At 65.3% G+C, this 25,967-nt stretch carries 13 protein-coding genes; 7 read left to right on the forward strand and 6 right to left on the reverse strand.

What is annotated here, in order from left to right; all coding sequences use genetic code 11:
• Nucleotides 1–229: 229 nt before the first annotated feature.
• Together atuC and INT12_RS28155 are read right to left on the reverse strand one after the other, a co-directional pair.
• Complete coding sequence (gene atuC, locus INT12_RS28150) at nt 230–1,846, reverse strand: geranyl-CoA carboxylase subunit beta (RefSeq protein ID WP_193040534.1); 1,617 nt, start codon at nt 1,844–1,846, stop codon at nt 230–232.
• 75 nt (nt 1,847–1,921) lie between these two features.
• The gene (locus tag INT12_RS28155; RefSeq protein WP_046382539.1) at nt 1,922–3,700 is read right to left on the reverse strand and encodes an acyclic terpene utilization AtuA family protein; all 1,779 of its coding nucleotides are present in this window, start codon (nt 3,698–3,700) and stop codon (nt 1,922–1,924) included.
• 154 nt (nt 3,701–3,854) lie between these two features.
• Here INT12_RS28155 and INT12_RS28160 point away from each other — a divergent pair, with 154 nt between their 5' ends.
• Both INT12_RS28160 and INT12_RS28165 read left to right on the forward strand, forming a co-directional pair.
• Entirely contained in the window at nt 3,855–4,478 is a 624-nt protein-coding gene (locus INT12_RS28160) for a TetR/AcrR family transcriptional regulator (protein ID WP_046382540.1), read from the forward strand.
• 92 nt (nt 4,479–4,570) lie between these two features.
• Nucleotides 4,571–5,359 carry a substrate-binding periplasmic protein gene (locus INT12_RS28165; RefSeq protein WP_102618026.1) on the forward strand — a complete coding sequence of 263 codons (789 nt, stop codon included), beginning with the start codon at nt 4,571–4,573 and terminating at the stop codon, nt 5,357–5,359.
• A 36-nt stretch (nt 5,360–5,395) separates the two neighbouring features.
• On the opposite strand, the gene INT12_RS28170 is transcribed toward INT12_RS28165, so the two are convergent.
• Nucleotides 5,396–5,947 carry an RNA polymerase factor sigma-70 gene (locus tag INT12_RS28170; protein ID WP_017845800.1) on the reverse strand — a complete coding sequence of 184 codons (552 nt, stop codon included), beginning with the start codon at nt 5,945–5,947 and terminating at the stop codon, nt 5,396–5,398.
• A gap of 303 nt (nt 5,948–6,250) precedes the next feature.
• Between INT12_RS28170 and INT12_RS28175 the strand changes: the two genes are divergently transcribed.
• Both INT12_RS28175 and INT12_RS28180 read left to right on the forward strand, forming a co-directional pair.
• Entirely contained in the window at nt 6,251–7,003 is a 753-nt protein-coding gene (locus INT12_RS28175) for a thioesterase II family protein (RefSeq protein ID WP_017845801.1), read from the forward strand.
• A 45-nt stretch (nt 7,004–7,048) separates the two neighbouring features.
• Nucleotides 7,049–19,945 (forward strand): non-ribosomal peptide synthetase, encoded by a 12,897-nt coding sequence (locus INT12_RS28180; protein ID WP_193059111.1) that lies wholly within the window; start codon nt 7,049–7,051, stop codon nt 19,943–19,945.
• Between the two features lie 115 nt (nt 19,946–20,060).
• Here INT12_RS28180 and dsbG read toward each other — a convergent pair whose 3' ends face one another.
• The 3 genes from dsbG to dsbD are packed head-to-tail and all read right to left on the reverse strand — an operon-like array spanning nt 20,061 to nt 23,385.
• Nucleotides 20,061–20,822 carry a thiol:disulfide interchange protein DsbG gene (gene dsbG / locus INT12_RS28185; RefSeq protein WP_017845803.1) on the reverse strand — a complete coding sequence of 254 codons (762 nt, stop codon included), beginning with the start codon at nt 20,820–20,822 and terminating at the stop codon, nt 20,061–20,063.
• A complete protein-coding gene (locus tag INT12_RS28190) occupies nt 20,798–21,658 on the reverse strand; it encodes a TlpA disulfide reductase family protein (RefSeq protein WP_046382546.1) in 861 nt (286 codons plus the stop codon). Before INT12_RS28190 ends, dsbG begins: the two co-directional genes overlap by 25 nt.
• A complete protein-coding gene (gene dsbD / locus INT12_RS28195) occupies nt 21,658–23,385 on the reverse strand; it encodes a protein-disulfide reductase DsbD (protein ID WP_057003883.1) in 1,728 nt (575 codons plus the stop codon). Before dsbD ends, INT12_RS28190 begins: the two co-directional genes overlap by 1 nt.
• Nucleotides 23,386–23,561: 176 nt before the next feature.
• Here dsbD and INT12_RS28200 point away from each other — a divergent pair, with 176 nt between their 5' ends.
• The 3 genes from INT12_RS28200 to INT12_RS28210 all read left to right on the forward strand — a co-directional run.
• The gene (locus tag INT12_RS28200) at nt 23,562–24,242 is read left to right on the forward strand and encodes a response regulator (protein ID WP_046382548.1); all 681 of its coding nucleotides are present in this window, start codon (nt 23,562–23,564) and stop codon (nt 24,240–24,242) included.
• A complete protein-coding gene (locus INT12_RS28205; protein ID WP_046484006.1) occupies nt 24,242–25,561 on the forward strand; it encodes an ATP-binding protein in 1,320 nt (439 codons plus the stop codon). The genes INT12_RS28200 and INT12_RS28205 overlap by 1 nt, the downstream gene beginning before the upstream one ends.
• A gap of 124 nt (nt 25,562–25,685) precedes the next feature.
• The coding region (locus INT12_RS28210; RefSeq protein ID WP_193059112.1) for an N-acetylmuramoyl-L-alanine amidase at nt 25,686–25,967 on the forward strand (282 nt) is incomplete at its 3' end.

Below are 25,967 nucleotides of genomic sequence, written 5' to 3' on the forward strand. Positions count from 1 at the left end.
AGGGCTCTTGCCCCACCACTCGGCACCTCGCCTAGGCTCGGTGTGCCCGAACGCAGGCTTGAATCCGTGGGCCGCCGTCATGGGCCATCCCTGGCCCAGGACGGCTAACCCGGCGTCCTGCCGGGTTGCCCACGGATTCAAGCCTGCGTTCGGCCAGCGTGGTTTGACGGGGCGCCTAAGATCAAAATCAAAAGCAGAGCAACAGCAGGGTTTTGTTGTCTTGATGACTTTAGAACCGTGCTACGCCAAAGCTGTTCGGTTGCAACGTCCGCATGTCGGCTTCATGGCAGATATCGAGTAGGAACCCCAATAACGTGCGGGTATCCCGTGGGTCGATCAGGCCGTCATCCCATAGGTTTGCGCTGCCGTACAGTGCGGTGGATTGGCTGTCGAGTTTCTGTGCGGTGACTTGTTCCAGCATGTCGAGCATCTTGGGGTCGGGGGTCAGGCCGTCTTTCCGTTGTTTGGCTTCGGTGACGATGCGCAGCACTTTGCCGGCCTGGGCGCCGCCCATCACGGCGGTGCGGCTGTTGGGCCAGGCGAAGATGAAGCGCGGGTCGAGGCCGCGGCCGCACATGGCGTAGTTGCCGGCGCCGTAGGAGCCGCCGACCACCACGGTGAGTTTGGGCACACGGGCATTGGCCACCGCCTGGATCATCTTCGCGCCGTGCTTGATCACGCCTTGCTGTTCCGCCTCGGTGCCGACCATAAAGCCGGTGGTGTTGTGCAGGAACAGCAGCGGCGTGCGGCTCTGGTCGCACAGTTGGATGAATTGCGCGGCCTTGCTGGCGCCCTTGGGCGTGATCGGGCCGTTATTGCCGATCACGCCGACGGCGCGGCCCTGGATGTGCAGGTGGCCGCACACGGTATGTGCGTCGAACTCGCCCTTGAACTCGAGGAAGTTCGAACCGTCGGCCAGGCGTGCGAGGATTTCGCGGACGTCGTAGGGTTTTTTCGGGTCGTCGGGGATCAGCCCGAGCAGTTCGTCGATGGGGTACAGCGGCTCGGCATACGTGCGTTTGGGCATCGACGGCAGGCGCTCGTTCCACGGCAGCAGGCTGACGATTTCGCGCACGATCCGCACCCCGTCGGCATCGTTTTCCGCCAGGTATTCCGCGGTGCCGGCGATTTGCGCGTGCATCTCGGCGCCACCCAGTGCTTCATCGGTGGCGACTTCACCGGTCGCGGCCTTGAGCAGCGGCGGGCCGGCCAGGAACAGCTTGGCCTTGCCGCGCACCACCACCACGTAATCCGACAGCCCCGGCTGATACGCGCCGCCCGCCGTGGCCGAGCCGTGGACCACGGTGATCTGCGGCAAGCCCATGGCCGACATGCGCGCCTGGTTGGCGAAGCTGCGCGCGCCTTCGACGAAAATCTCCGCCGCGTAGTTGAGGTTGGCGCCGCCGCTTTCGGCGAGGGTCACCACCGGCAGTTGGTTTTCCATCGCGATCTGTTGCAGGCGTAGGGATTTCTTCAGGCCCGTGGGGGAAATGGTGCCGCCCTTGATCGCGCTGTTATTCGCCACCACCAGCACGCGCACGCTGCTGACGTAACCGATGCCGGCGATCAACCCGCCGCCGGCGGCGCTGCCGTCCTTGTCGTCATGGAGTTTGTAGCCGGCCAGGCTGGCCAGTTCCAGGAACGGCGCGCCAGGGTCCAGCAGCAGGTTGAGGCGTTCACGCGGCAGCAATTGCCCGCGTTTGTCGAACTTGGGCTTGGCTTCCAGCGCCTTGCTCAACAGGTTCTGCTCCAACAGGCGCAGTTGCTGCAGGCTCGCCAGCAGCGCTTCGCGGTTGCGCACGAAGTCTGGGCTGTGGGCGTCGATCAGGGTTTCGATCACCGGCATGGTTTATGACTCCCCTTTGAGGGCATCCGGCAGGTCGGCTTTGAAGATCGAGTCGAAGGCCACGGCAACGCTCCTTTATGTGAGTTGATCGGCGATGTGCTGCGGCACGGCGATGGGGATTTCCAGCAACTGCTGGGCAAAGGCCTTGCCCTGCGGGTCGATGCGCAGGCTGGCGATGCCGCCGCCGCCCAAGGCGTTTTCCAGCAGGAAGTTGAGGCTGTGGCTGCCGGGCAGGTACCAGCGTTCGACGCGACCGTGGACGGGGTCGAGCACGTGGCCCATCCAGTCGACGACCACGGCCGGGGTCAGGGCTTCGGCGATCCACGGCAGGTACGCCGGGTCGCGGGCAATCACCCCGATGTTGCTGTGGTTGCCCTTGTCGCCGGAACGGGCCACCGCGAGTTTCACCAGGGGCACGCTGGCATCGGCGCGGCCTTGGGGTTTGGGCGGTTCGAGGGCGGCCGCCGGCGTGCCCAGTGCGTGGCTGGCCGGAAGCGCGCAAGCGTGGCGTTCACCCTGCAAATCAATCGCCAGCTCACAGGACGATTTATCGATCAGGAACGAAAACAGTCGAATCAACGGATACACCGTCGGCCGCCCGCCGACGATGCCGGTCAGCCCCGGCGCCATGCCGGTGGCGGCCTGGGCGATTTCGCGGGCGAACAGCACCAGCGCCGGCTTGCTCGGGTGGCGCACCGCCAACTTCACCACCACCTCGCGGCAGTCCCGGCGTCGCGCATGCGCGCCGTAGGTGGCTTCGCTGCCGAGCAGTTCGATGTTCACCTCGGTGTAGGGCGCCCAACCGCGCTGGCTGAACAGCTCCGACGTCTTGTCGATAATCGCCTGGGCGACCCGCTCGGCCTTGGCCACCGCGTCGATCCCGGCGATCAGGCAACTGGCGGTGCAGCGAAAGCCGTCCGGGTAAGTGGCGCTGACCTTGTATTGAGCGGTCGGCGGCAAACCCTTGGCACCGTGCAGACGCACACTGTGTTTGCCTTGCTGCTGCAATTTGACCTGGCTGAAATCGCAGATCACATCGGGCAGCAAGTAGGCGCGCGGGTCGCCGATTTCGTAGAGCAGTTGTTCGGCCACGCTCAGCTCGCTGATCAACCCGCCGCTGCCCGCGACTTTATTCACGGTGAACTGGCCGTCGGCGCTGACGTCGACGATGGGAAAACCGATGTGCTCGTAATCCGGCACGTCGCGCCAATCGGTGAAGTTGCCGCCGGTACACTGCGCGCCGCATTCGATGATATGCCCGGCCAGGGCGGCCTGGGCGAGGCGGTCGTAGTCCTGCCATGACCAGTTGAATTCATGCACCAACGCGGCGCTGACCACCGCGCTGTCGACCACCCGCCCGGTGATGACGATGTCCGCCCCCAGCTCAAGCGCGCGGACAATGCCCGGCGCGCCGAGGTAGGCATTGGCGGACACGCACAGCGGCGGCAGCGGCGCGCCGTTGAACATGTCGACGCTGCCGCGCAGGTGCTTGAGTTGGGGCTGCAGGTCATCGCCCAGCAGCACGGCGATTTTCAGCGGCAGTTGCGCCGCGTCGCAGGCCGCTTGCAGGGCGGCGGCGCAGGCCTGGGGGTGGATGCCCCCCGCGTTGCTGATCACGCGGATGCCCTGGCGCTGGATCTCGGCCAGCAGCGGCGACAGCACCTCGACAAAGTCCGTGGCGTAGCCGGCCTGGGGATCTTTGATCCGCGCAGCGGCGAGGATCGACATTGTGACTTCCGCCAGGTAGTCGAACACCAGATAGTCCAGCTTGCCGCCGTGTACCAACTGGGCGGCGGCGGTGCAGGTGTCGCCCCAGAAGGCGCTGGCGCAGCCGATGCGAACCGTCTTGCTCATGAGAAATCCTTCCTCGAATGGCTGGAGACGAGACTACCAAGCAAGCGCTTGGTTTGTAAACTCCGGACACAAGTTTTCAGCCAAGCGCTTGCTTGGCTGGCAGGCACGGCCTAAATTGCCGGCCAAGATGTCAGTAGACGTAAAGGAGAGCAGCATGGATGAGCACAAAGCCCTGCGGGTGATGCGCGCCATGGTCGACGGCGGCCAATTGACCGACCCCGACAGTGCCCGGGGCAAGTTGCTGCAAACCGCGGCTCACCTGTTTCGCAACAAGGGCTTCGAGCGCACCACCGTGCGCGACCTGGCCGGTGCCGTGGGCATCCAGTCCGGCAGCATCTTTCATCACTTCAAGAGCAAGGACGAGATCCTGCGCGCGGTGATGGAAGAAACCATCCGCTACAACACTGCGCTGATGCGTGCGTCGCTGGAAGAGGCGAGCACGGTGCGCGAGCGCGTGCTGGCGCTGATTCGCTGCGAATTGCAGTCGATCATGGGCGGCAGCGGCGAAGCCATGGCGGTGTTGGTGTACGAGTGGCGTTCGCTGTCGGCCGAGGGCCAGGCCCAGGTGCTGGCCTTGCGTGATGTCTATGAAGCGATCTGGCTGCAGGTGCTGGGCGAGGCCAAGGCCGCCGGCTATATCAAGGGGGATGTGTTTATCGCCCGGCGCTTCCTCACCGGTGCCTTGTCCTGGACCACCACTTGGTTCCGCGCCGAGGGCAGCTTGACCCTCGAGCAGTTGGCCGAAGAGGCGTTGTTGATGGTTTTGAAGGCTGATTGAGGCGCAAGCTATTAATTTTCCGGTGGAAGTTGTCTCGCCAGACAAAAACGCCTAGCTTATTGCCATCAGCAGGTTAAACGGTGTGTGCCTTAATGTTTTCGCCATGGCGACTGGCTGCAGGACTTACTTTATGGGCACTGGGCACCGTTGCGTGGATGCCGGCTTCGGCTGCGCAATTGGTGAGGATCGGCGCTGCGCATTTTCCGCCGTACACCGTGCGCCCCGAGCAGGGCGCCGACACCGGATTGCTGCCGCAGTTGGTCGAAGCCCTGAACGCCTCGCAAACCGACTATCAGTTCGTGCTGGTGCCGACCTCGATCCCGCGACGCTTTCGCGATTTCGAGCAGGGCCGGGTCGACGTGGCGATTTTCGAAAACCCCGACTGGGGCTGGCAGAAGATTCCTCACACCACGGTCGACATGGGCCTGGAAGATGCCGAAATCTTCGTCGCCCAGCGTGAGCCCGATCGCGACCAGAATTATTTCACCAGTCTTGGCGGCAAGCGCCTGGCGGTATTCAGCGGTTATCACTACGCCTTCGCCAACTTCAATGCCGACCCCAAGTTCATGACCGAGCACTTCAACGCGACGTTGACCTACTCCCATGACAGCAACCTGCTGATGGTTGCGCGCGGTCGCGCCGATATCGCCCTGGTGACCCGCTCGTACCTGAGTGATTTTCTGGCGCGCAACGTCGACATGGCCGCCCAGTTCCTGATCTCGGAGCGCGTCGACCAGGTGTACCACCACTACGCGTTGCTGCGGCCCAAGGCGCCGATCAGCAGCGTAGCGTTTGCCGGCCTGCTCAAACGTTTGCGTGATGACGGCGAGCTGTTGAAGATATTCGAGCCCTATCGCATCGATGTGACGGCGGTGCCCTGAGGTTTCGGGAGACCAGGCTCCGCGACGGGGCGAGTTTCAGAGCCGCCGTGCAAATGTATCGCTGTGACTGCCCGACACCTTGCGGCAATGCACCAGCGCATCGCGAATCATGAAGTTGACCAGGGTCGGCGAGACGCCGAGTTCCTTGGCGATGTCCTTTTGCGGCACGCCGTGCAGGCGGTACATCTCGAACGCGTAGCGGGTGCGCTGGGGCAGTTCCGTCAGGGCGTCGGCGATGTTCTCCAGGGTGTTGAAATTGATGTGCGAAGTTTCCGGTGACGCGCCCTGAATCACCACATTCAAGCCTTCCTCTTCGGTCCCCGAATATTTGAGCTCCAGGGCCTGCTTGCGATAGTGATCGATCGCCAGGTTGCGCACGATCTGGAACAGATAACTCAATTGCGCCTTGAACGATGAGGTGATCGTCGGCGCCGATTGCAGCCGGAAGTAGGCATCCTGCACGACGTCTTCGGCCCGGGAGCGGCAGCCGGTAATACGTGCTGCGATCTTTACCAGAATCAGCCGATTATCGACGAATGCCTGGAGCAGCGGTGAGTCGCACCTGCCTGTGGATACTTGTTCCGTCATGGAAATCACCTTGATCGCAAAAGAGGTTAGGGGAGGGCGTCCGTGCTGAGGCCTCCTACACATCGGGCAACAAATTATGCTGAATGATAATTATTGTCAAATGAGAAGTCTGACTGATTTTGTCCGTGGGCTGAAGGTGTGAACCCCGTCTCGCTCGTCCTCGACGACTAATTATTTGGCGACGCCGTCCGTTCTTCTGGGTGACAGGTTCGTTGGTAAAACGGCCAAGGATCAGCACCCGCAGGAGGGCGAGATGGGTTTTTATCGTGCATATGGCGCGTTTCAGGTGGGGGGCGTCGAGCGATGAGCGCGCCGACTCGACTGCGCCTGTTCTGCCTGCCTTATTCGGGGGCCAGCGCCATGGTGTACGTGCGTTGGCGGCGTGTTCTGCCGGACTGGTTGCAGGTGTGCCCGCTGGAGTTGCCGGGGCGCGGCATGCGGATGGACGAGCCGTTGCAACGCGACATCGGCGCCTTGGCCGCGCAGTTGGCGGATGAAATCAGTCGTGACCTGAACGGCCCCTACGCGTTGTTCGGCCACAGCCTTGGCGGCCTGCTGGCGTTCGAGCTGGCGCACGCGCTCAAAGCGCGCAACGTGCCTGCGCCGCTGGCGCTGTTTGCGTCCGGCACCGCCGGCCCGGCGCGGCGCGACGTCAGCGAGTACGCCCGCGAAAAGACCGACGAGCAACTGATCGCCCGCCTGCGCGACCTGCAAGGCACCGCCGAAGCAGCCCTGGCCAACCGCGAATTGATGCAGTTGATGCTGCCGATCCTGCGCGCCGACTTCCTGCTCTGCGGCAGCTTCGCCTACGGCCGACGCGAGCCGCTGGGCATGCCGATCCACGTGTTCGGCGGCAAGCAGGACAGCGTGCGCGCCGACCAGTTACTCGACTGGCAGGCAGACGCCGCCAGCGGGTTTTCCCTGGACCTGTTCGACGGCCACCACTTCTTTCTGGTGCAGCACGAAAGCGCGGTGCTGCGCTGTGTGCGGCGCTACGCCGAGGAACACCTGGCGCGCTGGCGCAATGGCGCGGCGCGGCGACTGACCGCCGGCTGAACCCTTCCCGATTTTCCCGTAAGCCGATTTCAGGCAGGAACCCCCATGATGGACGCCTTCGAACTTCCCCGCACCCTGGCCCAGTCCCTTCAACGCCGCGCCGCGCAGACTCCGGAGCGGATCGCTCTGCGTTTCCTCGCTGAGTCCGCCGAACACAACGTGGTCCTCAGCTACCGCGACCTCGACCGGCGCGCCCGTACCATCGCCGCCGCCCTGCAGGCCAACGCCGAGCTGGGCGACCGTGCCGTGTTGTTGTTCCCCAGCGGGCCGGACTATGTGGCGGCGTTCTTCGGCTGCCTGTACGCCGGGGTGATCGCGGTGCCGGCCTATCCGCCGGAGTCCGCTCGTCACCATCACCAGGCGCGCTTGCTGTCGATCATCGCCGACGCCGAACCGCGCCTGTTGCTGACCATCGCCAGCCTCGGCGATGACTTGGCGCAGATCGAAAACGCGCCGCCGCTGCTGGCGGTCGACACCCTCGACAGCGCGCTTGCCGAGCGCTGGGTCGCCACCGATGTGCAAGCCGACGACATCGCCTTTCTGCAATACACCTCGGGCTCCACCGCCTTGCCCAAGGGTGTGCAGGTCAGCCACGGCAATCTGGTCGCCAATGAACTGCTGATCCGGCGCGGTTTCGGCATCGACCTGAACCCGGATGACGTGATCGTCAGCTGGCTGCCGCTGTACCACGACATGGGCCTGATCGGCGGCCTGCTGCAACCGATCTTCAGCGGCGTGCCCTGCGTATTGATGTCGCCGGCGTACTTCCTCGGCCGGCCCTTGCGCTGGCTGGAAGCGATCAGCGAATACGGCGGCACCATCAGCGGCGGCCCGGATTTCGCCTACCGCTTGTGCAGCGAACGGGTCAGCGAATCGGCCCTGGAACGCCTGGATTTGAAGCGCTGGCGCGTGGCGTATTCCGGCTCCGAACCGATCCGCCTCGACACCCTGGAACGCTTCGCCGAGAAGTTCGCCCCGTGCGGTTTCACCGCGAACAACTTCTTCGCCTCCTACGGCCTGGCCGAGGCAACCCTGTTTGTCGCCGGCGGCCGCCGTGGTCACGGCATCCCGGCGTTGCGCCTGGATGCGCAGGCGCTGGCCGCCAACCGCGCCGAGCCGGGGCCGGGCGCGACGATCATGAGTTGCGGCACACATCAGCCGGACCACGCGGTGCTGATCGCCGATCCCCACACCTTGAGCGAACTGCCTGACAACTGCGTCGGCGAACTCTGGGCCAGCGGCCCGAGCATTGCCCACGGCTACTGGCGCAACCCCGAAGCCAGCGCCAAGACCTTCGTCCAGCACGCCGGCCGCACCTGGCTGCGCAGCGGCGACCTGGGCTTTATCCGCGAGGGCGAGGTGTACATCACCGGGCGCTTGAAAGACCTGCTGATCGTGCGCGGCCACAACCTCTACCCGCAGGACATCGAGCAGACCATCGAGCGCGAAGTGGAGGTGGTGCGCAAAGGCCGGGTTGCGGCGTTCGCGGTGAATGAGCAGGGCCAGGAAGGCATCGGTATCGCCGCTGAGATCAGCCGCAGCGTGCAGAAAATCCTCGCGCCGCAAGCGCTGATCACGGCGATCCGCCAAGCCGTGGCCGAAGCCTATCAAGAGGCGCCGTGCGTGGTGGTGTTGCTCAACCCCGGCGCGTTGCCGAAGACCTCCAGCGGCAAGCTGCAGCGTTCGGCATGTGCGTTGCGTTACGCCGATGGCAGCCTCGACAGCTATGCGCAGTTCCCCGGTCTGCAAGGCGCGGCCAGTGATGTCGCGCTGGCGTCCACCTTGCAGACCCAGATCGCGGCGATCTGGTGCGAGCAGTTGCAGGTTGCGACGGTAGCGGCGGATGACCACTTCTTCCTGCTCGGCGGCAACTCCATCAGCGCGACCCAAGTGGTTGCGCGCCTGCGCGAAACCCTGGGCCTGGAACTGAACCTGCGCCTGCTGTTCGAAGCGCCGACCTTGTCGGCCTTCGCCGCCGATGTGGCACAGTTGCAGCAGGATGGCGGCGTCGCCCAAGGCGCGATCCAGTGCTTGTCGCATGAGGATGAACTGCCGCAATCCCTCGCACAGAATCGCCTGTGGATCACCTGGCAACTCGACCCGCAGAGCCACTCGTACACCATCCCCGGTGCCCTGCGCCTGCGCGGCGAGCTGGATGCAGACGCAGTGCGCGCCAGCTTCGCGCAGCTGATCCAGCGCCACCCAGCCCTGCGCACGCGCTTCTACGAACGGGATGGGCAAGCCTTCCAACGGGTGTTGGCCAGCAGCGCATTCGACTTGCACGTCATCGACCTTGGCGACCTGCCCGCCGCCGCGCGCGAAGCCCGTGCGCAGCAGATCCGCGAGGAGCAGGCGCACACTGCGTTCGACCTGGAAAACGGCCCGTTGCTGCGGGTGAGCCTGGTGCGCCTGGACGACGAAGACCATCAGTTGCTGGTGACGCTGCATCACATCATCGCCGACGGCTGGTCGCTGAATATCCTCATCGATGAGTTCTCGCGCCTGTACGCCGCGGCGTCCCAGGGCCAGCCCCTGCAACTGCCGCCACTGGCCGTGCAATACGCCGACTACGGCAACTGGCAGCGCCAATGGTTGGTCGAGGGCGAAGGCCAGCGGCAACTGGCGTACTGGAAGGCGCAGTTGGGAGACGAACACCCGGCCTTGAGCCTGGCCACCGATCACCCGCGTGCGGCGCGGCAACGCAACAGTGCTTCGCGCCACAACGTGCGTCTGGGCGCAAGCCTCAGCGCGGCGATTCGCCAGACTGCCCAGGCCAACCAATCGACGCCGTTCATGCTGTTGCTCGCGGCGTTCCAGACCTTGCTCTACCGCTACAGCGGCCAACGCGACATCCGCATCGGCGTGCCCAGCGCCAACCGCCCGCGCCAGGAAACCCAAGGCCTGGTCGGCTTCTTTATCAACACCCTGGTACTGCGCGCCGAGCTGGACGGGCGCCTGCCGTTCAACCAGCTGTTGGCGGCCACGCGCCAGGCGGCAGTGGGCGCCCAGGCCCATCAGGATCTGCCCTTCGAACAACTGCTCGAAGCGTTCCCCCACGCCCGTGAACAGGGCCTGTTCCAGGTGATGTTCAACCATCAGCAGCGCGACCTCGGCGCTTTGCGTCGCCTGCCGGGCCTGCTCGCCGAAGAGCTGGCGTGGCACAGCCGCGAAGCCAAGTTCGACCTGCAATTGCACAGCGAAGAAGACCGCAACGGGCGCCTGAGCCTGGCGTTCGACTACGCCGACGAATTGTTCGAAAGCACCACCATCCAACGCCTGGCCGAGCACTTCATCAACCTGCTGCACGCCGTGTGCGAGCAACCGCAGCGGGCTCTCGGCGACCTCAAATTGATGCAACACGACGAACAGCGGCCCTGGAGCGAAGCGCCTTGCGCGCCGGCCCGGCAATGGTTGCCCGAACAGCTCAACCAACACACCTCGGACCGCACCGCGCTGGTCTGGCAGGGCGGCAGCCTGAGCTTTGCCCAACTGCACACCCAGGCCAACCGCCTGGCCCATTACCTGCGCGACAAGGGCGTCGGCCCCGACGTGTGCGTGGCCATCGCCGCCGAGCGTTCGCCGCAACTGTTGATCGGCCTGCTGGCGATCATCAAGGCCGGCGGCGCCTACGTGCCGCTGGACCCGGATTACCCCGCCGAGCGCCTGGCCTACATGCTCAAGGACAGCGGCGTCCACCTGCTGCTGACCCAGACCGCGTTGCTGGCGCAATTACCCACGGCCGAAGACGTGTGCGTGATTGCCATGGACAGCCTGCACCTCGACCGCTGGCCGACCCAGCCGCCGGGCCTGCATCTGGACGGCGAGCACCTCGCCTACGTGATCTACACCTCCGGCTCCACCGGCCAGCCCAAGGGCGTGGGCAACACCCATGCGGCCCTGGCCGAGCGCTTGCAGTGGATGCAGGCCACCTATGCGCTGAATGACAGCGACGTGCTGCTGCAAAAAGCCCCGATCAGTTTCGACGTGTCGGTGTGGGAGTGCTTCTGGCCGCTGATCACCGGCTGCCGCCTGGTGTTGGCGGGGCCGGGCGAGCAGCGCGACCCGCAGCGCATCGCGCAACTGGTGCAGGCCCATGGCGTGACCACTCTGCACTTTGTGCCGCCGCTGTTGCAGCTGTTTATCGACGAGCCGTTGGCGGCCGAATGCACCAGCCTGCGCCGTCTGTTCTGCGGCGGCGAAGCCTTGCCCGCCGAGTTGCGTGACCGTGTGCTTGCGCGGTTGCCGGCGGTGCAGTTGCACAACCGTTATGGCCCGACCGAAACCGCGATCAACGTCACCCATTGGCACTGCCGCGCCGAGGATGGCGAGCGCTCGCCGATTGGCCGACCGCTGGGCAATGTGATCTGCCGCGTGCTCGACGAACAGCTCAACCCGTTGCCAGCGGGGGTGCCGGGCGAGCTGTGCATCGGCGGCATCGGCCTGGCACGCGGTTACCTCGGCCGCGCCGGGCTCACCGCCGAGCGTTTTGTCGCCGACCCCTTGGGCGCGCCGGGCAGCCGTCTGTATCGCAGCGGTGACCGCGCACGCTGGAGCGCTGACGGCGTGCTCGACTACCTCGGTCGTCTCGATCAGCAGGTCAAGTTGCGCGGCTTTCGCGTGGAGCCGCAAGAAATCGAAGCGCGCCTGCTGGCCCTCGACGGTATCGCCCAGGCCGTGGTGCTGGTGCGCGATGACCAATTGATCGGCTATTACACCGCCACTGCCGCGCTCGACGCCCAAACCGTCAAAGCCGCCCTGGCCGCCGGGTTGCCGGAATACATGGTGCCCGCGCACCTGATGCGCCTGGACGCCATGCCCCTGAGCCCGAGCGGCAAGCTGGACCGCCGTGCGCTGCCCGAGCCGGTGTGGCAAACCCGCGAACACGTTGAACCCGAGAGCCCGTTGCAGCAGCAGATTGCGGCGATCTGGCGCGAAGTGCTGGGCCTGCCGCGGATCGGCCTGCGCGATGATTTTTTCGCCCTCGGCGGCCATTCGTTGCTGGCCACGCAAATCATCTCGCGCACCCGCCAGGCGTGTGACGTCGAGCTGCCGTTGCGCACCCTGTTCGAAGCCAGCGAACTCGACGCGTTTGCCGAGCAGGTCGGGCTGATCCAGGCCGCTGGCCAACGCAACCAACAGACCGCCATCGCCCAGGTCGACCGCAGCCGGCCGGTGCCGCTGTCCTATTCCCAGCAGCGGATGTGGTTCCTCTGGCAGTTGGAGCCGGACAGTCCGGCGTACAACGTCGGCGGCATGGCGCGTTTGCGCGGGGTGCTCGACGTGGGGCGTTTCGAGGCCGCGTTGCAGGCCTTGATCATGCGCCACGAAACCCTGCGCACCACCTTCCCGAGCGTCGATGGCGTGGCCCATCAGCAGGTGTCGGCGCAGACCGGCCTGCGCATGGGCTGGCAGGACTTCTCGGCGCTGAGCCACCTCGAATGCGAGCAACGCTTGCAGCAGCTGGCCGATGTCGAGGCGCACACGCCGTTCAACCTGGAAACCGGGCCGCTGTTGCGCGTGTGCCTGGTCAAGGCCGGCGCGCAGGAGCATTACCTGGTGCTGACCTTGCACCATATCGTCACCGAAGGCTGGGCCATGGACATCTTTGCCCGTGAGCTCAGCGCGCTGTACGAAGCCTTCATCGACGAGCGCGACTCGCCGCTGGCGCCGCTGCCGGTGCAGTACCTCGACTACAGCGTGTGGCAGCGCCAGTGGCTGGAGTCCGGCGAGCGCCAGCGCCAGCTCGATTACTGGATCGCGCAATTGGGTTATGAGCATCCGCTGCTGGAACTGCCCGGCGACCGCCCGCGGCCGCCGGTGCAAAGCCACCGCGGCGGGCTGTACCGTTTTGATTTGAGCGACGAACTGGCCGCGCGCGTTCGGGCCTTCAATGCTGCGCACGGCCTGACCCTGTTCATGAGCATGACTGCCACGCTGGCGGTGTTGCTCTACCGCTACAGCGGCCAGACCGACCTGCGCATCGGCGCTCCGGTGGCCAATCGGATTCGCCCGGAAAGCGAAGGGCTGATCGGCGCCTTCCTCAACACTCAGGTACTGCGTTGCCGGCTCGACGGGCAGATGAGCGTCGGTGAGTTGTTCGAGCAAGTCCGCCACACCGTGATCGAGGGCCAGTCTCACCAGGACCTGCCGTTCGACCATCTGGTGGAAGCGCTGCAACCACCGCGCAGCGCGGCGTACAACCCGCTGTTCCAAGTGATGTGCAACGTGCAGCGCTGGGAATTCCAGCAGCGCCGCCAATTGGGCGGGATGAGCGTCGAGTACCTGGCCAACGATGCGCGTGCGACCAAGTTCGACCTCAACCTGGAAGTCACCGACCTCGACCATCGCCTGGGATGCTGCCTGACCTACAGCACCGATTTGTTCGATGAGCCGCGCGTTGCGCGCATGGCCGAACATTGGCGCAACCTGCTCGAAGCGCTGATCGCCGACCCGCAGCAACGCCTCAGCGAACTGCCGATGCTGGGTGCCGACGAGCAGCACGCATTGCAGCGCAGCCTGGGGAGCGACGCGGCTGAACAGCGCCTCGACCAGTGCCTTCACTCACTGTTCAACCAGCAGGCACTGACCCGTGCCGACGCGCCGGCACTGACGTTTGCCGGTGAGACCCTCAGCTACCGCGAACTGAATGCCCGCGCCAACCGCCTGGCCTGGATGCTGCGCGAGCGTGGCGTCGGCCCGCAGGTGCGGGTCGGCCTGGCGTTGCCGCGCTCCCTGGAAATGGTCATCGGCCTGCTGGCGATTCTCAAGGCCGGCGGCGCCTATGTGCCGCTGGACCCGGAGTACCCGCTGGACCGCCTGCATTACATGATCGAAGACAGCGGCATCGGCTTGCTGCTCAGTGATGCGGCGATGTTCGCCGCCCTCGGTGAACTGCCGGCGACGCTGGCGTGCTGGTGCCTCGAAGACGACCTGCCGGTGCTGGTGAACTACCCGGCCAGTGAGCCGCCGTTTCTCAGCCTGCCGCAACACCCGGCGTACCTGATCTACACCTCCGGCTCCACCGGCAAGCCAAAAGGCGTGGTGGTGTGCCACGGCGAAATCGCCATGCACTGCCAGGCCGTGATCGAGCGTTTCGGCATGCGCCCGGATGACTGTGAGCTGCACTTCTATTCGATCAACTTCGACGCCGCCACCGAGCGTTTGCTGGTGCCGTTGCTCAGCGGCGCACAACTGGTATTGCGCGCCCAGGGCCAGTGGGATGCCGAGCAGATCTGCGGGCTGATCCGCACCCACCGCATCAATGTGCTGGGCTTCACCCCGAGCTACGGCAGCCAGTTGGCGCAATGGCTGGCGACCCAGCGGCAGACCTTGCCGGTGCGGTTGTGCATCACCGGCGGCGAGGCGCTGACCGGCGAACACCTGCAGCGCATCCGCGCCGCGTTCCAGCCGCAGGTGTTTTTCAACGCCTACGGCCCGACTGAAACCGTGGTGATGCCGCTGGCCGGCCTTGCGCCGCAGCACTTGGCGGAGGGCGTCGGCAGCGTGCCGATCGGCAGCATCGTCGGCGCCCGCGTGGCCTATATTCTCGACGCCGACCTGGCCCTGGTGCCGCAAGGCGCGAGCGGCGAGTTGTACGTCGGCGGGGCAGGGCTGGCGCAGGGTTATCACCAGCGTCCGGGGATGACCGCAGAGCGTTTTGTCGCGGACCCCTTCGCGGCCCGTGGCGGTCGCCTGTACCGCACCGGCGATCTGGTGCGCCAACTGAGCGACGGCCAGGTGGAATACCTCGGGCGGATCGACCATCAGGTGAAGATTCGCGGTTTCCGCATCGAACTGGGCGAGATCGAAACGCGCCTGCTCGAACATCCCGCCGTGCGCGAAGCGGTGGTGCTGGCGCTGGATTCGCCGAGCGGCAAACAGCTGGTGGCCTATCTGGCCAGCGACGCCGAGCACGGCCCCTTGCGCGACGCCTTGAAGGCGCACCTCAAAGCGCAACTGCCGGACTACATGGTGCCCGCCCATTGGCTCGTGCTGGACAGCATGCCGCTGACCGCCAACGGCAAGCTCGACCGCCGCGCCTTGCCGCCGCTGGATGCCGAGGCGAATCGCCAACACTACGTGGCGCCGCGCAACGCGCTGGAGCAGGCGTTGGCGGCGATCTGGTGCGCGGTGTTGAACGTGCAGCAGGTCGGTCTCGACGATAACTTCTTTGAACTGGGCGGCGATTCGATCCTGTCGATCCAGGTGGTCAGCCGTGCGCGCCAGGCCGGGATTCACTTCAGCCCGCGGGATTTGTTCCAGCACCAGACCGTACAGACCCTGGCCGCCGTCGCCACGCGCGCCGAGCAGGTCAGCGCCGAGCAAGGCATGCTGAGCGGCCGCTCGGGGCTCACGCCGATCCAGCAGTGGTTCTTCGAGACAGAGATTCCCGCGCGTCAACACTGGAACCAGGCGCTGGTGCTCAAACCGCTGCAACTGCTCGATCCCCATCGCCTGGAGCAAGCCCTGCTGGCGGTGCTGGAACAGCATGACGCGCTGCGCCTGAGCTTCACCCGGCGCGACGCGCAATGGCACGCCGAATACCTGGCCGTGCCGGAGGGCGGCGTGCTGATGCAGGCGCAAGTGCGTGATCTGCAGCAGTGCAGCGCGTTGTTCAGCGACACCCAACGCAGCCTCGACCTGGCCCACGGCCCGCTGTTGCGCGCGTTGCTGGTGGACGGCCCGCAAGGCCAGCAGCGCCTGCTGATCGTGATCCATCACCTGGTGGTGGATGGTGTGTCGTGGCGTGTGTTGCTCGAGGATCTGCAAAACGTCTATCGCCAATTGAGCGACGGCCAATCCGTGAGCCTGCCGCCCAAGACCAGTGCTTTGCGCGACTGGGCCGCCCGCTTGCAGGCCTATGCCGGCAGCGAATCCCTGCGCGAAGAATTGTGCGTCTGGCAGGAGTGCTTGGCCGGTGCGGCGGTGCCCTTGCCGGTGGCGCGCCCGCACGGCGCATTGCGCCATCGCGATGCCGAGACGCTCAGCGTGCGCCTGGACGCCGAACGCACCCGCCAGTTACTGCAACAAGCCCCCAGCGCTTATCGCACCCAGGTCAACGACCTGCTGCTGACCGCCCTGGCCCGCGTGCTGTGCCGCTGGAGCGGTCACGCCTCGGCGCTGATCCAGCTGGAAGGCCACGGCCGCGAAACCCTGTTCGATGAGATCGACCTGACCCGCAGCGTCGGCTGGTTCACCAGCGCCTATCCGGTGCGCCTGACGCCGCTGGCGGAGCAGGGCGCATCGATCAAAGCCATCAAGGAGCAATTGCGCGGCGTGCCGCACAAAGGCCTGGGCTACGGCGTGCTGCGCTACCTGGCGGACGACCTGTGCAAACAGACGATGGCCGCACTGCCGAGTGCCGACATCACCTTCAACTACCTCGGCCAGTTCGACCAGAGCTTCGGCGCCGATGCACTGTTCCACCCGCTGGAGGAATCCGCCGGCCTCGCCCATGACCCGGATGCGCCGCTGCCCAACGAACTGAGTGTCGACAGCCAGGTGTACGGCGGCGAACTGGTGCTGCGCTGGACCTTCAGCCGCGCACGCCACGATCAGCAGACGATTGGCGAGTTGGCCGCGGCCTACCTGGACGAACTGCACAGCCTGATCGCCCATTGCCTCAAGGACGGCGCCGGCGGCCTCACGCCTTCCGACTTCCCCCTGGCGCGCCTGACCCAGGCGCAGTTGGACGCCTTGCCGGTGCCCGCCAGTGCGATCGAAGACGTGTACCCGCTGACCCCGATGCAGGAAGGCCTGCTGCTGCATACCCTGCTTGAACCGGGCACCGGCCTCTACTACATGCAGGACCGCTACCGCATCGACAGCGCCCTCGACCCCGAGCGTTTCGCCCAGGCCTGGCAAGCGGTGATCGCCCGTCACGAAGCCTTGCGCGCCTCGTTCTGCTGGAACGTCGGCGAGGACATGCTGCAAGTGATCCACAAACCCGGCAGCACGCCGATCGAGTACCTGGACTGGCGCGCCGTTGCCGAGGCCGAACAGGAACCGCGCCTGCAAGCCCTGCTCAAGGCCGAGCGCGAAGCCGGTTTCGATCTGCTCAACCAGGCGCCGTTCCACCTTCGCCTGATCCGCGTCGCTGAAGCGCGCTACTGGTTCATGATGAGCAACCATCACATCCTCATCGATGCCTGGTGCCGTTCGTTGTTGATGAATGACTTCTTCGACCTCTACACGGCCCTCGGCGCAGGCCACGACGCGCAACTGGCCACGCCGCCGCGTTATCGCGACTACATCGCCTGGCTGCAACGCCAGAACCTGAGTGCGGCGCGCCAGTGGTGGCAGCACAACCTGCGGGGCTTCGAGCGCACCACGCCGATCCCCAGCGACCGCCCGTTCCTGCGCGAACACGCCGGTGGCAGCGGCGGCATGGTAGTGGGCGATTGCTACACCCGCCTCGATGCCCGCGACGGTATACACCTGCGCGAACTGGCCCAGGCTCATCAACTGACCGTCAACACCTTTGCCCAGGCCGCATGGGCCCTGGTGCTGCGGCGCTTGAGCGGCGAGCGTGACGTGCTGTTCGGCGTCACCGTGGCCGGGCGTCCGGTGGACATGCCGGACATGCAACGGACCGTCGGCCTGTTCATCAACAGCATCGCGCTGCGTGTGAAGCTGCCCGAGGAGGGCCAACAGTGCAGCGTGCGCCACTGGTTGAATGGCCTGCTCGACAGCAATATGCAACTGCGCGAGTACGAATACCTGCCGCTGGTGACCCTTCAGGAACACAGCGAATTGCCCAAGGGCCAACCGCTGTTCGACAGCCTGTTCGTGTTCGAAAACGCCCCGGTGGAAGTCTCGGTACTCGACCGTGCGCAAAGCCTGAATGCCACCTCGGACTCCGGCCGCACCCACACCAACTTCCCGCTGACGGCCGTGTGCTATCCGGGCGATGAGCTTGGTTTGCACCTGTCCTACGACCAGCGTTACTTCGATGAAAGCACCGTGCAGGGCATGTTGAGTGAGTTCAAGCGCCTGCTGCTGGCGCTGATGCAGGGTTTTCATGGCGACATGGCCGAGCTGCCATTGATGGGCGCGCAGGAGCGTGAATTCCTGGTACACGTCTGCAACCGGAGCGAGCACGCCTACCCGCTGGAGCGCAGCTATATCGAGCTGTTCGAAGCCCAGGTGGCGCAGCATCCGCAACGCATCGTCGCTACGTGCCTCGACCGACAGTGGACGTATGCCGAGTTGAACCGGCGCAGTAACGGCCTGGGCCACGCACTGATCGCCGCGGGTGTCGGCCTGGATCAGCCGGTGGCATTGCTGGCGGAGCGCAGTCTCGATTTGCTCGGCATGATCATCGGTAGCTTCAAGGCCGGTGCCGGTTACCTGCCGCTCGACCCGGGGCTGCCCGGTCAGCGTCTGAGCCGGATTATCGAGCTGAGCCGCACCCCGTTGCTGGTGTGTACCGAGGCGTGTCGCGAGCAGGCCATTGAGCTGCTGCAAGGCGTGGAATGCCAGTTGCTGGTGTGGGAGGAGGTGCCTGCTCGTGGGGCAAACCCCGGCATCTACAGTGGCCCGGACAACCTTGCCTATGTGATCTATACCTCGGGCTCCACCGGCCTGCCCAAAGGCGTGATGGTCGAACAGCGCGGCATGCTCAACAACCAGTTGAGCAAGGTGCCGTACCTGGACCTGAGCCCGGTGGATGTGATCGCGCAAACCGCCTCGCAGAGTTTCGATATTTCGGTGTGGCAGTTCCTTGCCGCGCCGCTGTTCGGCGCGCGGGTGGATATCGTGCCGAATGCCGTCGCCCACGATCCCCAGGGCTTGCTCGCCCATGTGCAGGCCCAGGGCATCAGCGTGTTGGAAAGCGTGCCGTCGCTGATCCAGGGCATGCTGGCCGAGGCACGCATCCGCCTGGACGGCCTGCGCTGGATGCTGCCGACCGGTGAAGCCATGCCGCCGGAGCTGGCGCAACAGTGGTTGCTGCGTTACCCCGAGGTTGGCTTGGTCAACGCTTATGGTCCGGCGGAATGTTCGGATGATGTGGCGTTCTTCCGTGTCGACCTGGCCTCGACCCGGGGGACTTACCTGCCGATTGGTGCGCCGACCGACAACAACCGCTTGTACGTGCTGGACGCTGCACTGGCGTTGGTGCCGCAGGGCGCGGTGGGCGAGCTGTGCGTCGCCGGTACCGGCGTAGGGCGCGGTTACGTCAGCGACCCGCTGCGCACCGCCCAGGTGTTCGTGCCCAACCCGTTCGGCGCCGCGGGCGAGCGTCTGTACCGCAGCGGCGACCTGGCACGGCGGCGCAGCGATGGGGTGCTGGAGTACGTCGGGCGTATCGACCATCAGGTGAAGATCCGCGGCTACCGCATCGAGCTGGGGGAAATCGAAGCGCGTCTGCATGAACAAGCGGCAGTGCGCGACGCGGCGGTTGGGGTGCAGGAGGGCGTCAACGGCAAACACTTGGTCGGTTACCTGGTGGCCGCCGATACCACCCTCGACCCTGGCGAGTGCCTGGACCACATCAAGCAACACCTGCGTTCTGAACTGCCGGAATACATGGTGCCACTGCATTGGCTGTGGCTCGAGCGCCTGCCGCTCAACGCCAATGGCAAACTCGACCGCAACGCCCTGCCGGCCCTGGAGATCGGCCAGTTGCACGACCAGGCCTACCTGGCGCCACGCACGGCACTGGAGGGGACATTGGCCGCGATTTGGGCCGAGGTGCTCAAGGTCGACCGCGTGGGCGTGCAGGACAACTTCTTCGAGCTGGGCGGGCACTCGTTGCTGGCCACGCAGATCGCCTCGCGCGTGCAGAAGACGTTGCAACGGGATGTGCCGTTGCGGGCGATGTTCGAGTGCAGCACGGTGGCGCAGTTGGCCGAGTACATCGATGGGCTGGCGGCGACAGCCATCAGTGCCGAGAAGGTGGATCGGTTGAGTGATTTGATGGCGGAGTTGGAGGGCTTGTAGTTTTCGTTGCCTGCATGGGCCTCATCGGGGGCAAGCCCCCTCCCACACTCGACCGGGTTCATGCCTTCAAATGTGGGAGGGGGCTTGCCCCCGATAGCGTCAGTCCAGACTCCGCCTATTTCGGCCCAAGGATCTTCACCAACTTATCCGGCGACGGCGCCCCTTGCTGTTGCTGCAAGCCGCCCTTGTCATCCAGATAGAAAATCGCTGGCGTCGCCGACAACTCCAGCTCATCCATCAACTTCATATTGGCCTCGAGCTTGGCTTCAATCGCCGCCGGGATTTTGTCCAGCGCCTGCAACTTGCTGCCCTTGCCGGCGGCTTCGTGTTCTTGCAGGGCTTTTTGCGGGTCTGGGCTGGCCAGCAGGGCGGCGGATTTGCCTGGGCTGTCTTGGCGGATGATGCCGACCATGATGTGACGCAACTGCACCTTGCCGGCTTTGACCCAGGGCCGCGCCTGTTCCCAGAACATATTGCAGTACGGGCAGTTGGGGTCGCTGAACAGGTAGACCGTGCGCGGCGCGTTGGTGTCGCCGTCCTGGATCCAGCTGCTTTTTTCCATCTTCGCCCAGACTTCCTTGGCCATCGGCGCGTACACCAGTTGTTCCAGGGGCGCGCTGCTCAGGTCATTGCCCTGGGCGTCATACAGGGTGCCGGCGAGCACGCTTTTGCCGTCGGCGCTCAGGTACAGCGCCATGCCGCGGTTCTGGTACTGCGCGGCGTAGCCGGTGAGGCCGCTGGGGGCGTCGAACTTGCCGAGGATCTTGGCGCCCTTGGCTTCGATCTGTTTGATCGGGGCCGGCCAGTCTTCGGCCTGGGCCAGGGTGGCGGCCATGCTCAGTGATAACAGGGTCAGCAGGTGGCGGAGGCGGGGCATGTCGGTTTCCTTGTAGGGGGCGTGACGGCAGGGGCGGTGTCGAAGGGTTCCATGGCACGGGCCAGGCTGGCCTGGGACAGTTCACCGAGGTGGCTGTTGATCAGGCGTCCATCGGCTTGGTAGAACAGCGTGGTCGGCAAGGCCATGGAGCCCACGGCCTGGCCGAGGCGGCCGCTGGCGTCGAACAAGACGTTGTCCAGGGTCAGGCCCTGGGTCGCCAGGTAAGTGCTGACGCTTTGCATGCTTTCGGCCTGGTTGACGAACAGGAACGTCACGTCGGGGCGTTGGCGTTGGGCGCGTTCCAGTACCGGCATTTCCCGACGGCACGGCGGGCACCACGTGGCCCACAGGTTGATCACCAGCGGACCGCCCTGGTAATCGCCCAGTTGCACCACCTCGCCGTTGGCGTTGCGCAGGGTGATGTCCGGCAGGCGCGAGCCCTTGTCATACAGGCTCAGCGACAGGCTGGTCATGCCCCAGAACAGCAGGCCGGTGATGACCCCGGCACTCAACGGTTTGCGCAGGGCCGGGCGGCGCCAGCCATACAGCAGCGCGCCGAGGATCAGTGCAATGACGCCGGGCCAGGCGAGAAAGCCGCCGTCGCGCAGGTCGACGATCTGCAGCGGGTCGTTGCGGTAGTAACTCCAGTACATCAGCACAAAGCTGACGCGGGCCGTCAACATGCCCAGCAGGAACAGGCTGAACAGCACCGACTCCGGGTTTTCCCCACCACGCTTGGCCACGCGCCAGCCCACCAGGGTGGCAAGAATCAGCGCGCCGATCAGCAGGATGTGATTCAGGGCGATGGCGAAGGTGCCGATGGTCAGGGTCAGCATCAGCGGGCGTCCCGCGTCTGGGTCCAGCGTTGCAGGAACGTATCGGCATCGACTTCGCCGGTGATGCGCCGGGCGCGGCGTTCTTCACCGTCCGGGCCGATCCACACAAAGCTCGGTGGCCCCGGCACTTTGTAGCGATCGAGCAGTGCGCGGCTGGCGGCATTGTCGGCGGTGACGTCCAGGCGCAGCAGGCGCACGTCTTTCAAGGCGTCCATTACGTGGGGTTTGCCGAACACCTGTTTTTCCATGATCTTGCATGACACGCACCAGTCGGCGTAGTAATCCACCAGCACCCATTGGCCCTGGGCCTTGGCGCTGTCGAGCTGGCTTTGCAGCACGGCCGGGTCGTTGATCGTCATGAACGCATCGTGGGCACTCGGCGCGCCGCTGATCCGCGAGCCGCTGTAGACCTTCAGCGGTTGCCACACGTCGTCGCTGCCACCTGCCGCACCGACCAGCAGCAAGCCGCCCCACAACCCGAGCACCACGGAAACGGCGCCGGACAGCATGGCGACCCGCCCGAAATCCTGGGCCAGGCGCCAGCCGCAATAGGCCATGGCCATGGCCAGCGCGCCCCACAGGCCGAGCCACAGGTTTTCCCCGACCACCGGGCGGATCATCAACACGGCGGTGGCCAGGAACAGGAAGCCGAACACGCCCTTGAGCACGTTCATCCAGGTGCCCGGCTTGGGCAGGAAGCGGTTGCCCACGGTCACCAGCAGCAACAGAGGCACGCCAATGCCGATGCCCATGGCGAACAGGATCAGCCCGCCGTGCAGGGCATTACCGCTCTGGGCGATATAGAGCAGGGCGCCGGCCAGGGGCGCGGTCATGCAGGGGCCGACCAGCAGGCCGGACAGCGCGCCGAGCACTCCGGCGCCGATCAGGCTGCCGCCGCTCTGGTTGCGGCTGACGTTGTCGAGGCGATCGCGCAGGGCCACCGGCAGTTGCAGTTCGAAAAAGCCGAACATCGGCAGGGCCAGGATCACGAACAAGGCCGCGAAGCTGCCGAGTATCCACGGGGTTTGCAGCAGCGCCGCCAGGTTGCTGCCGAGCAGCGCGGCCAGTACGCCCAGCGCGGCATACACCAGCGCCATGCACACCACGTAGCTGCCGGCCAACGCAAAACCGCGACGCGGGTTGGCCCCGCTGCCGACCACCAGGCCGGCGAGGATCGGCAACATCGGCAACGAACACGGGGCAAACGCCAGCAACAGGCCCAGGCCGAAGAACACCAGCAGGCTCCACCCCAGGCTGCGCTGCTGCAGGCCGCTTGCCAGGCTCTGGTCCTGGGCTTGTGCGGTGGCGGCGACGGCCGGGTTGCCGCCCAGGTCCACGGTCATTGACTGTGGCGGGTAACACAGGCCGGCATCGGCACAGCCCTGCCAGCCCAGCTTGACCTGGCCGGTCGTCCCCGCCGGAATCTTCACTTCGAGGCCTTGGCGGTATACTTGCTGTTCGCCGAAGAACTCATCGCTATGGGCTTCACCCTCGGGTAGCGCGGGTTTTTCGGCGAGGCCGTCGAACTTCATGCGTTGTTGGTACAGGTAATAACCATCGGCTATCTGCCAGAACAGCTGGGTTTCGCCGGACTCCAGGCGTTCGGACGTCAAGGTGAAGGCCTTGCCCACCGGGAGGAAGTCGGGTTTGGTCTCGAACGGGTTACCCGGCGCAGCCTGGGCGAATCCCGCGAACAACATCAGCAGTAAGGTAAATAGATGCCGCATGGTCAAGCCTTAGTTCGATGCAAGTGAGGCACACAATGTGTGGTGTTGATTAACCGATGATTAACCGGACGCTATTCTAGAGCGTAGGGATTATCTGATGTTGCGAACTTTGGCGGCATAATGCGCGCTTAATCGATCTGTCTTCTAATCCCCCCATCTTTCATGAAGGGTTCAGCATGCACGTACTGGTCTGTGAAGACGACGAATTGATCGCCAGCGGCATCGTGGCCGGCCTCGGTGCCCAGGGCTTTACCGTCGAGCGCGTGGCCACCGCCGCCGCCGCGCGGGCGATGCTCAAGGCTGCCGAATTCGACATCATGGTGCTCGACCTCGGGCTGCCCGACGAAGACGGCCTCAAGTTGCTGCAACAACAGCGCAGCCAGGGCCTGGAAATTCCGGTGCTGATCCTCACCGCGCGGGATTCGGTGACCAACCGCGTCGACGGCCTGCAAGCCGGCGCCGATGATTACCTGCTCAAGCCCTTCGACCTGCGCGAACTCGCCGCGCGCCTGCAAACCTTGCTGCGGCGCGTGGCCGGGCGCAGTGTCAACCTGATCGAACACGGCCGCCTCAGTTACGACCCGAGCAGCCGCGAAACCCTGCTGGCCGGGCAGCCCGTGGACCTTTCCCGCCGTGAACAAGCGCTGTTGCAGGCGCTGCTGCACAACAAGGGCCGCGTGCTCTCCAGCGAACAGCTCAAAGACAGCGTCTACGGTTTCAACGACGAACTGGAAAGCAACGCCCTCAACGTGCATATCCACCATCTGCGGCGCAAATTGGGCAACGGCATCGTCGAAACGGTGCGTGGCCTGGGCTACCGCCTGGGGCCGGCGGATGGTGGAGAGAGCGCTTCGTGATGAGCCTGCGCCTGCGCCTGACCTTCAAGCTCGGTGCCGCTTTTGTGTTGATCTGGGCGCTGGCGGCGGCCTGGATGCTCAACGATCTGCGCAATCAGATGATGTTCTCCCTCGACCAGCGCCTGGTCGCGTCGGCGCGTATGGTCGCCGGTTTGATGGAGCAGATGCCGGGCCTGGCGAGCAGCGCCGAGGGCAAGCACTTCAGCGCCGAGCAACTGAACGTGCCGGGCGGCATGGCCTGTCAGGTCAGTTCCTTGCGCGGTGAAGTGTTGGCGCGCAGCCACACCACACCGGACCAGGGGCTGGAATCCCATCGCAGCGGTTTTCGCGACCAGATCATCGACGGCGCGGCGTGGCGCAGCTTCACCCTGGCCCGTGGCGATCTGTTCATTACCACCGCCGACCGCCAGGTGGAGCGCGAGGCGTTGAACCTGTCGATCCTGCTGGCGGCCTCGGTGCCGGTCGGCGTGGCGTTGTTGGGCTGCCTGTGCCTGCTGTGGCTGGGGATCGGTCAAAGCCTGCAGCCGCTCAATCGCATGCGCGATGCATTGATGCGGCGCAGCGCCGATTCCCTCGAACCGTTGCAGATCCACCCACTGCCCAGCGAGCTGAAACCGCTGCTCGACACCCAGAACCAACTGTTGCAGCGCATCGCCAAGACCATCGAGCGCGAACGCCGCCTCACCGGCGACGCCGCCCACGAACTGCGCAGCCCGCTGACTGCGATCAAGACCCACCTGCAAGTGGCGCGCATGACTGAAGGTGCGGCCCGCGACCAGTCCCTGGCCCATGCCGAGGAGGGCGCCGACCGCCTGCACCGCACCCTCGAGCAATTGCTGTTGCTGGCGCGAGTGGAGGGCAGCCTGTCGTTCGACGACGGCGTGCAGTCGAGTGCCGAGCAAGTCGCACGGCTGGCGATCCAGGATGCCAACGCCGGCGACAACCAGCGCATCGACCTGATCCTGCCGGACGACCTCAGCGATACCCCGCTGGAAATGCCGGTGGGCCTTGCCGTCGCGGCCCTGCGCAACCTGCTGGACAACGCCCTGCGCCACACCTCGGCCGATACCCGGGTGGAGCTGAGTGTGTTGATGGCCGGCGATCAGGTGGTGTTCCGCGTGCGCGACCACGGCAAACAGATCGCCAGCGAAGACCTGCAATACCTGACCCAGCGCTTCTGGCGCAACGGCAACAGCGAGGGCTGCGGCCTGGGCCTGGCGATTGTGCAGGCGATCGTCCAGCGCTGCTCCTGCTCGTTGACGTTCGACAGCCAGCCGGATGGCCTGCGGGTCGATCTGGGCATGCCGCTGCGGCGCTGACCCGCGTTCTTTCGTGTGCCAAATAGTTACCGCCCGCCTGACGTTCAACCCTTCAGGATGGCGGTCATTGTTTTGCGCTTGAACGGGCCGAATGACTCGGCCTGTACCGAAAAGGACGCTTCTTATGTTGGTCATCGATACCAGTTTTCCCGCCAAGGACTTCAACGCACGCAACGGCGAGCCCGTGGCGCAAGTGGTCCTGCATTACACCGCCGCGCCCTTTATGTCATCCCTGCACACCCTGACGCGACACGGCGTCAGCGCGCACTATCTGCTGCCTGATCCGGCCGAGCCCGGCTACCGCGCCGCCGGTTACGACGAGTTGCGCGTGTTCCGTCTGGTGGATGAGGGCCAACGCGCCTGGCATGCCGGGGCGAGCCACTGGGGTGGGCGGGACAACCTCAAC

This window comes from Pseudomonas sp. K8 (assembly GCF_014889455.1).
In the GTDB taxonomy this organism is placed as follows: domain Bacteria; phylum Pseudomonadota; class Gammaproteobacteria; order Pseudomonadales; family Pseudomonadaceae; genus Aquipseudomonas; species Aquipseudomonas veronii.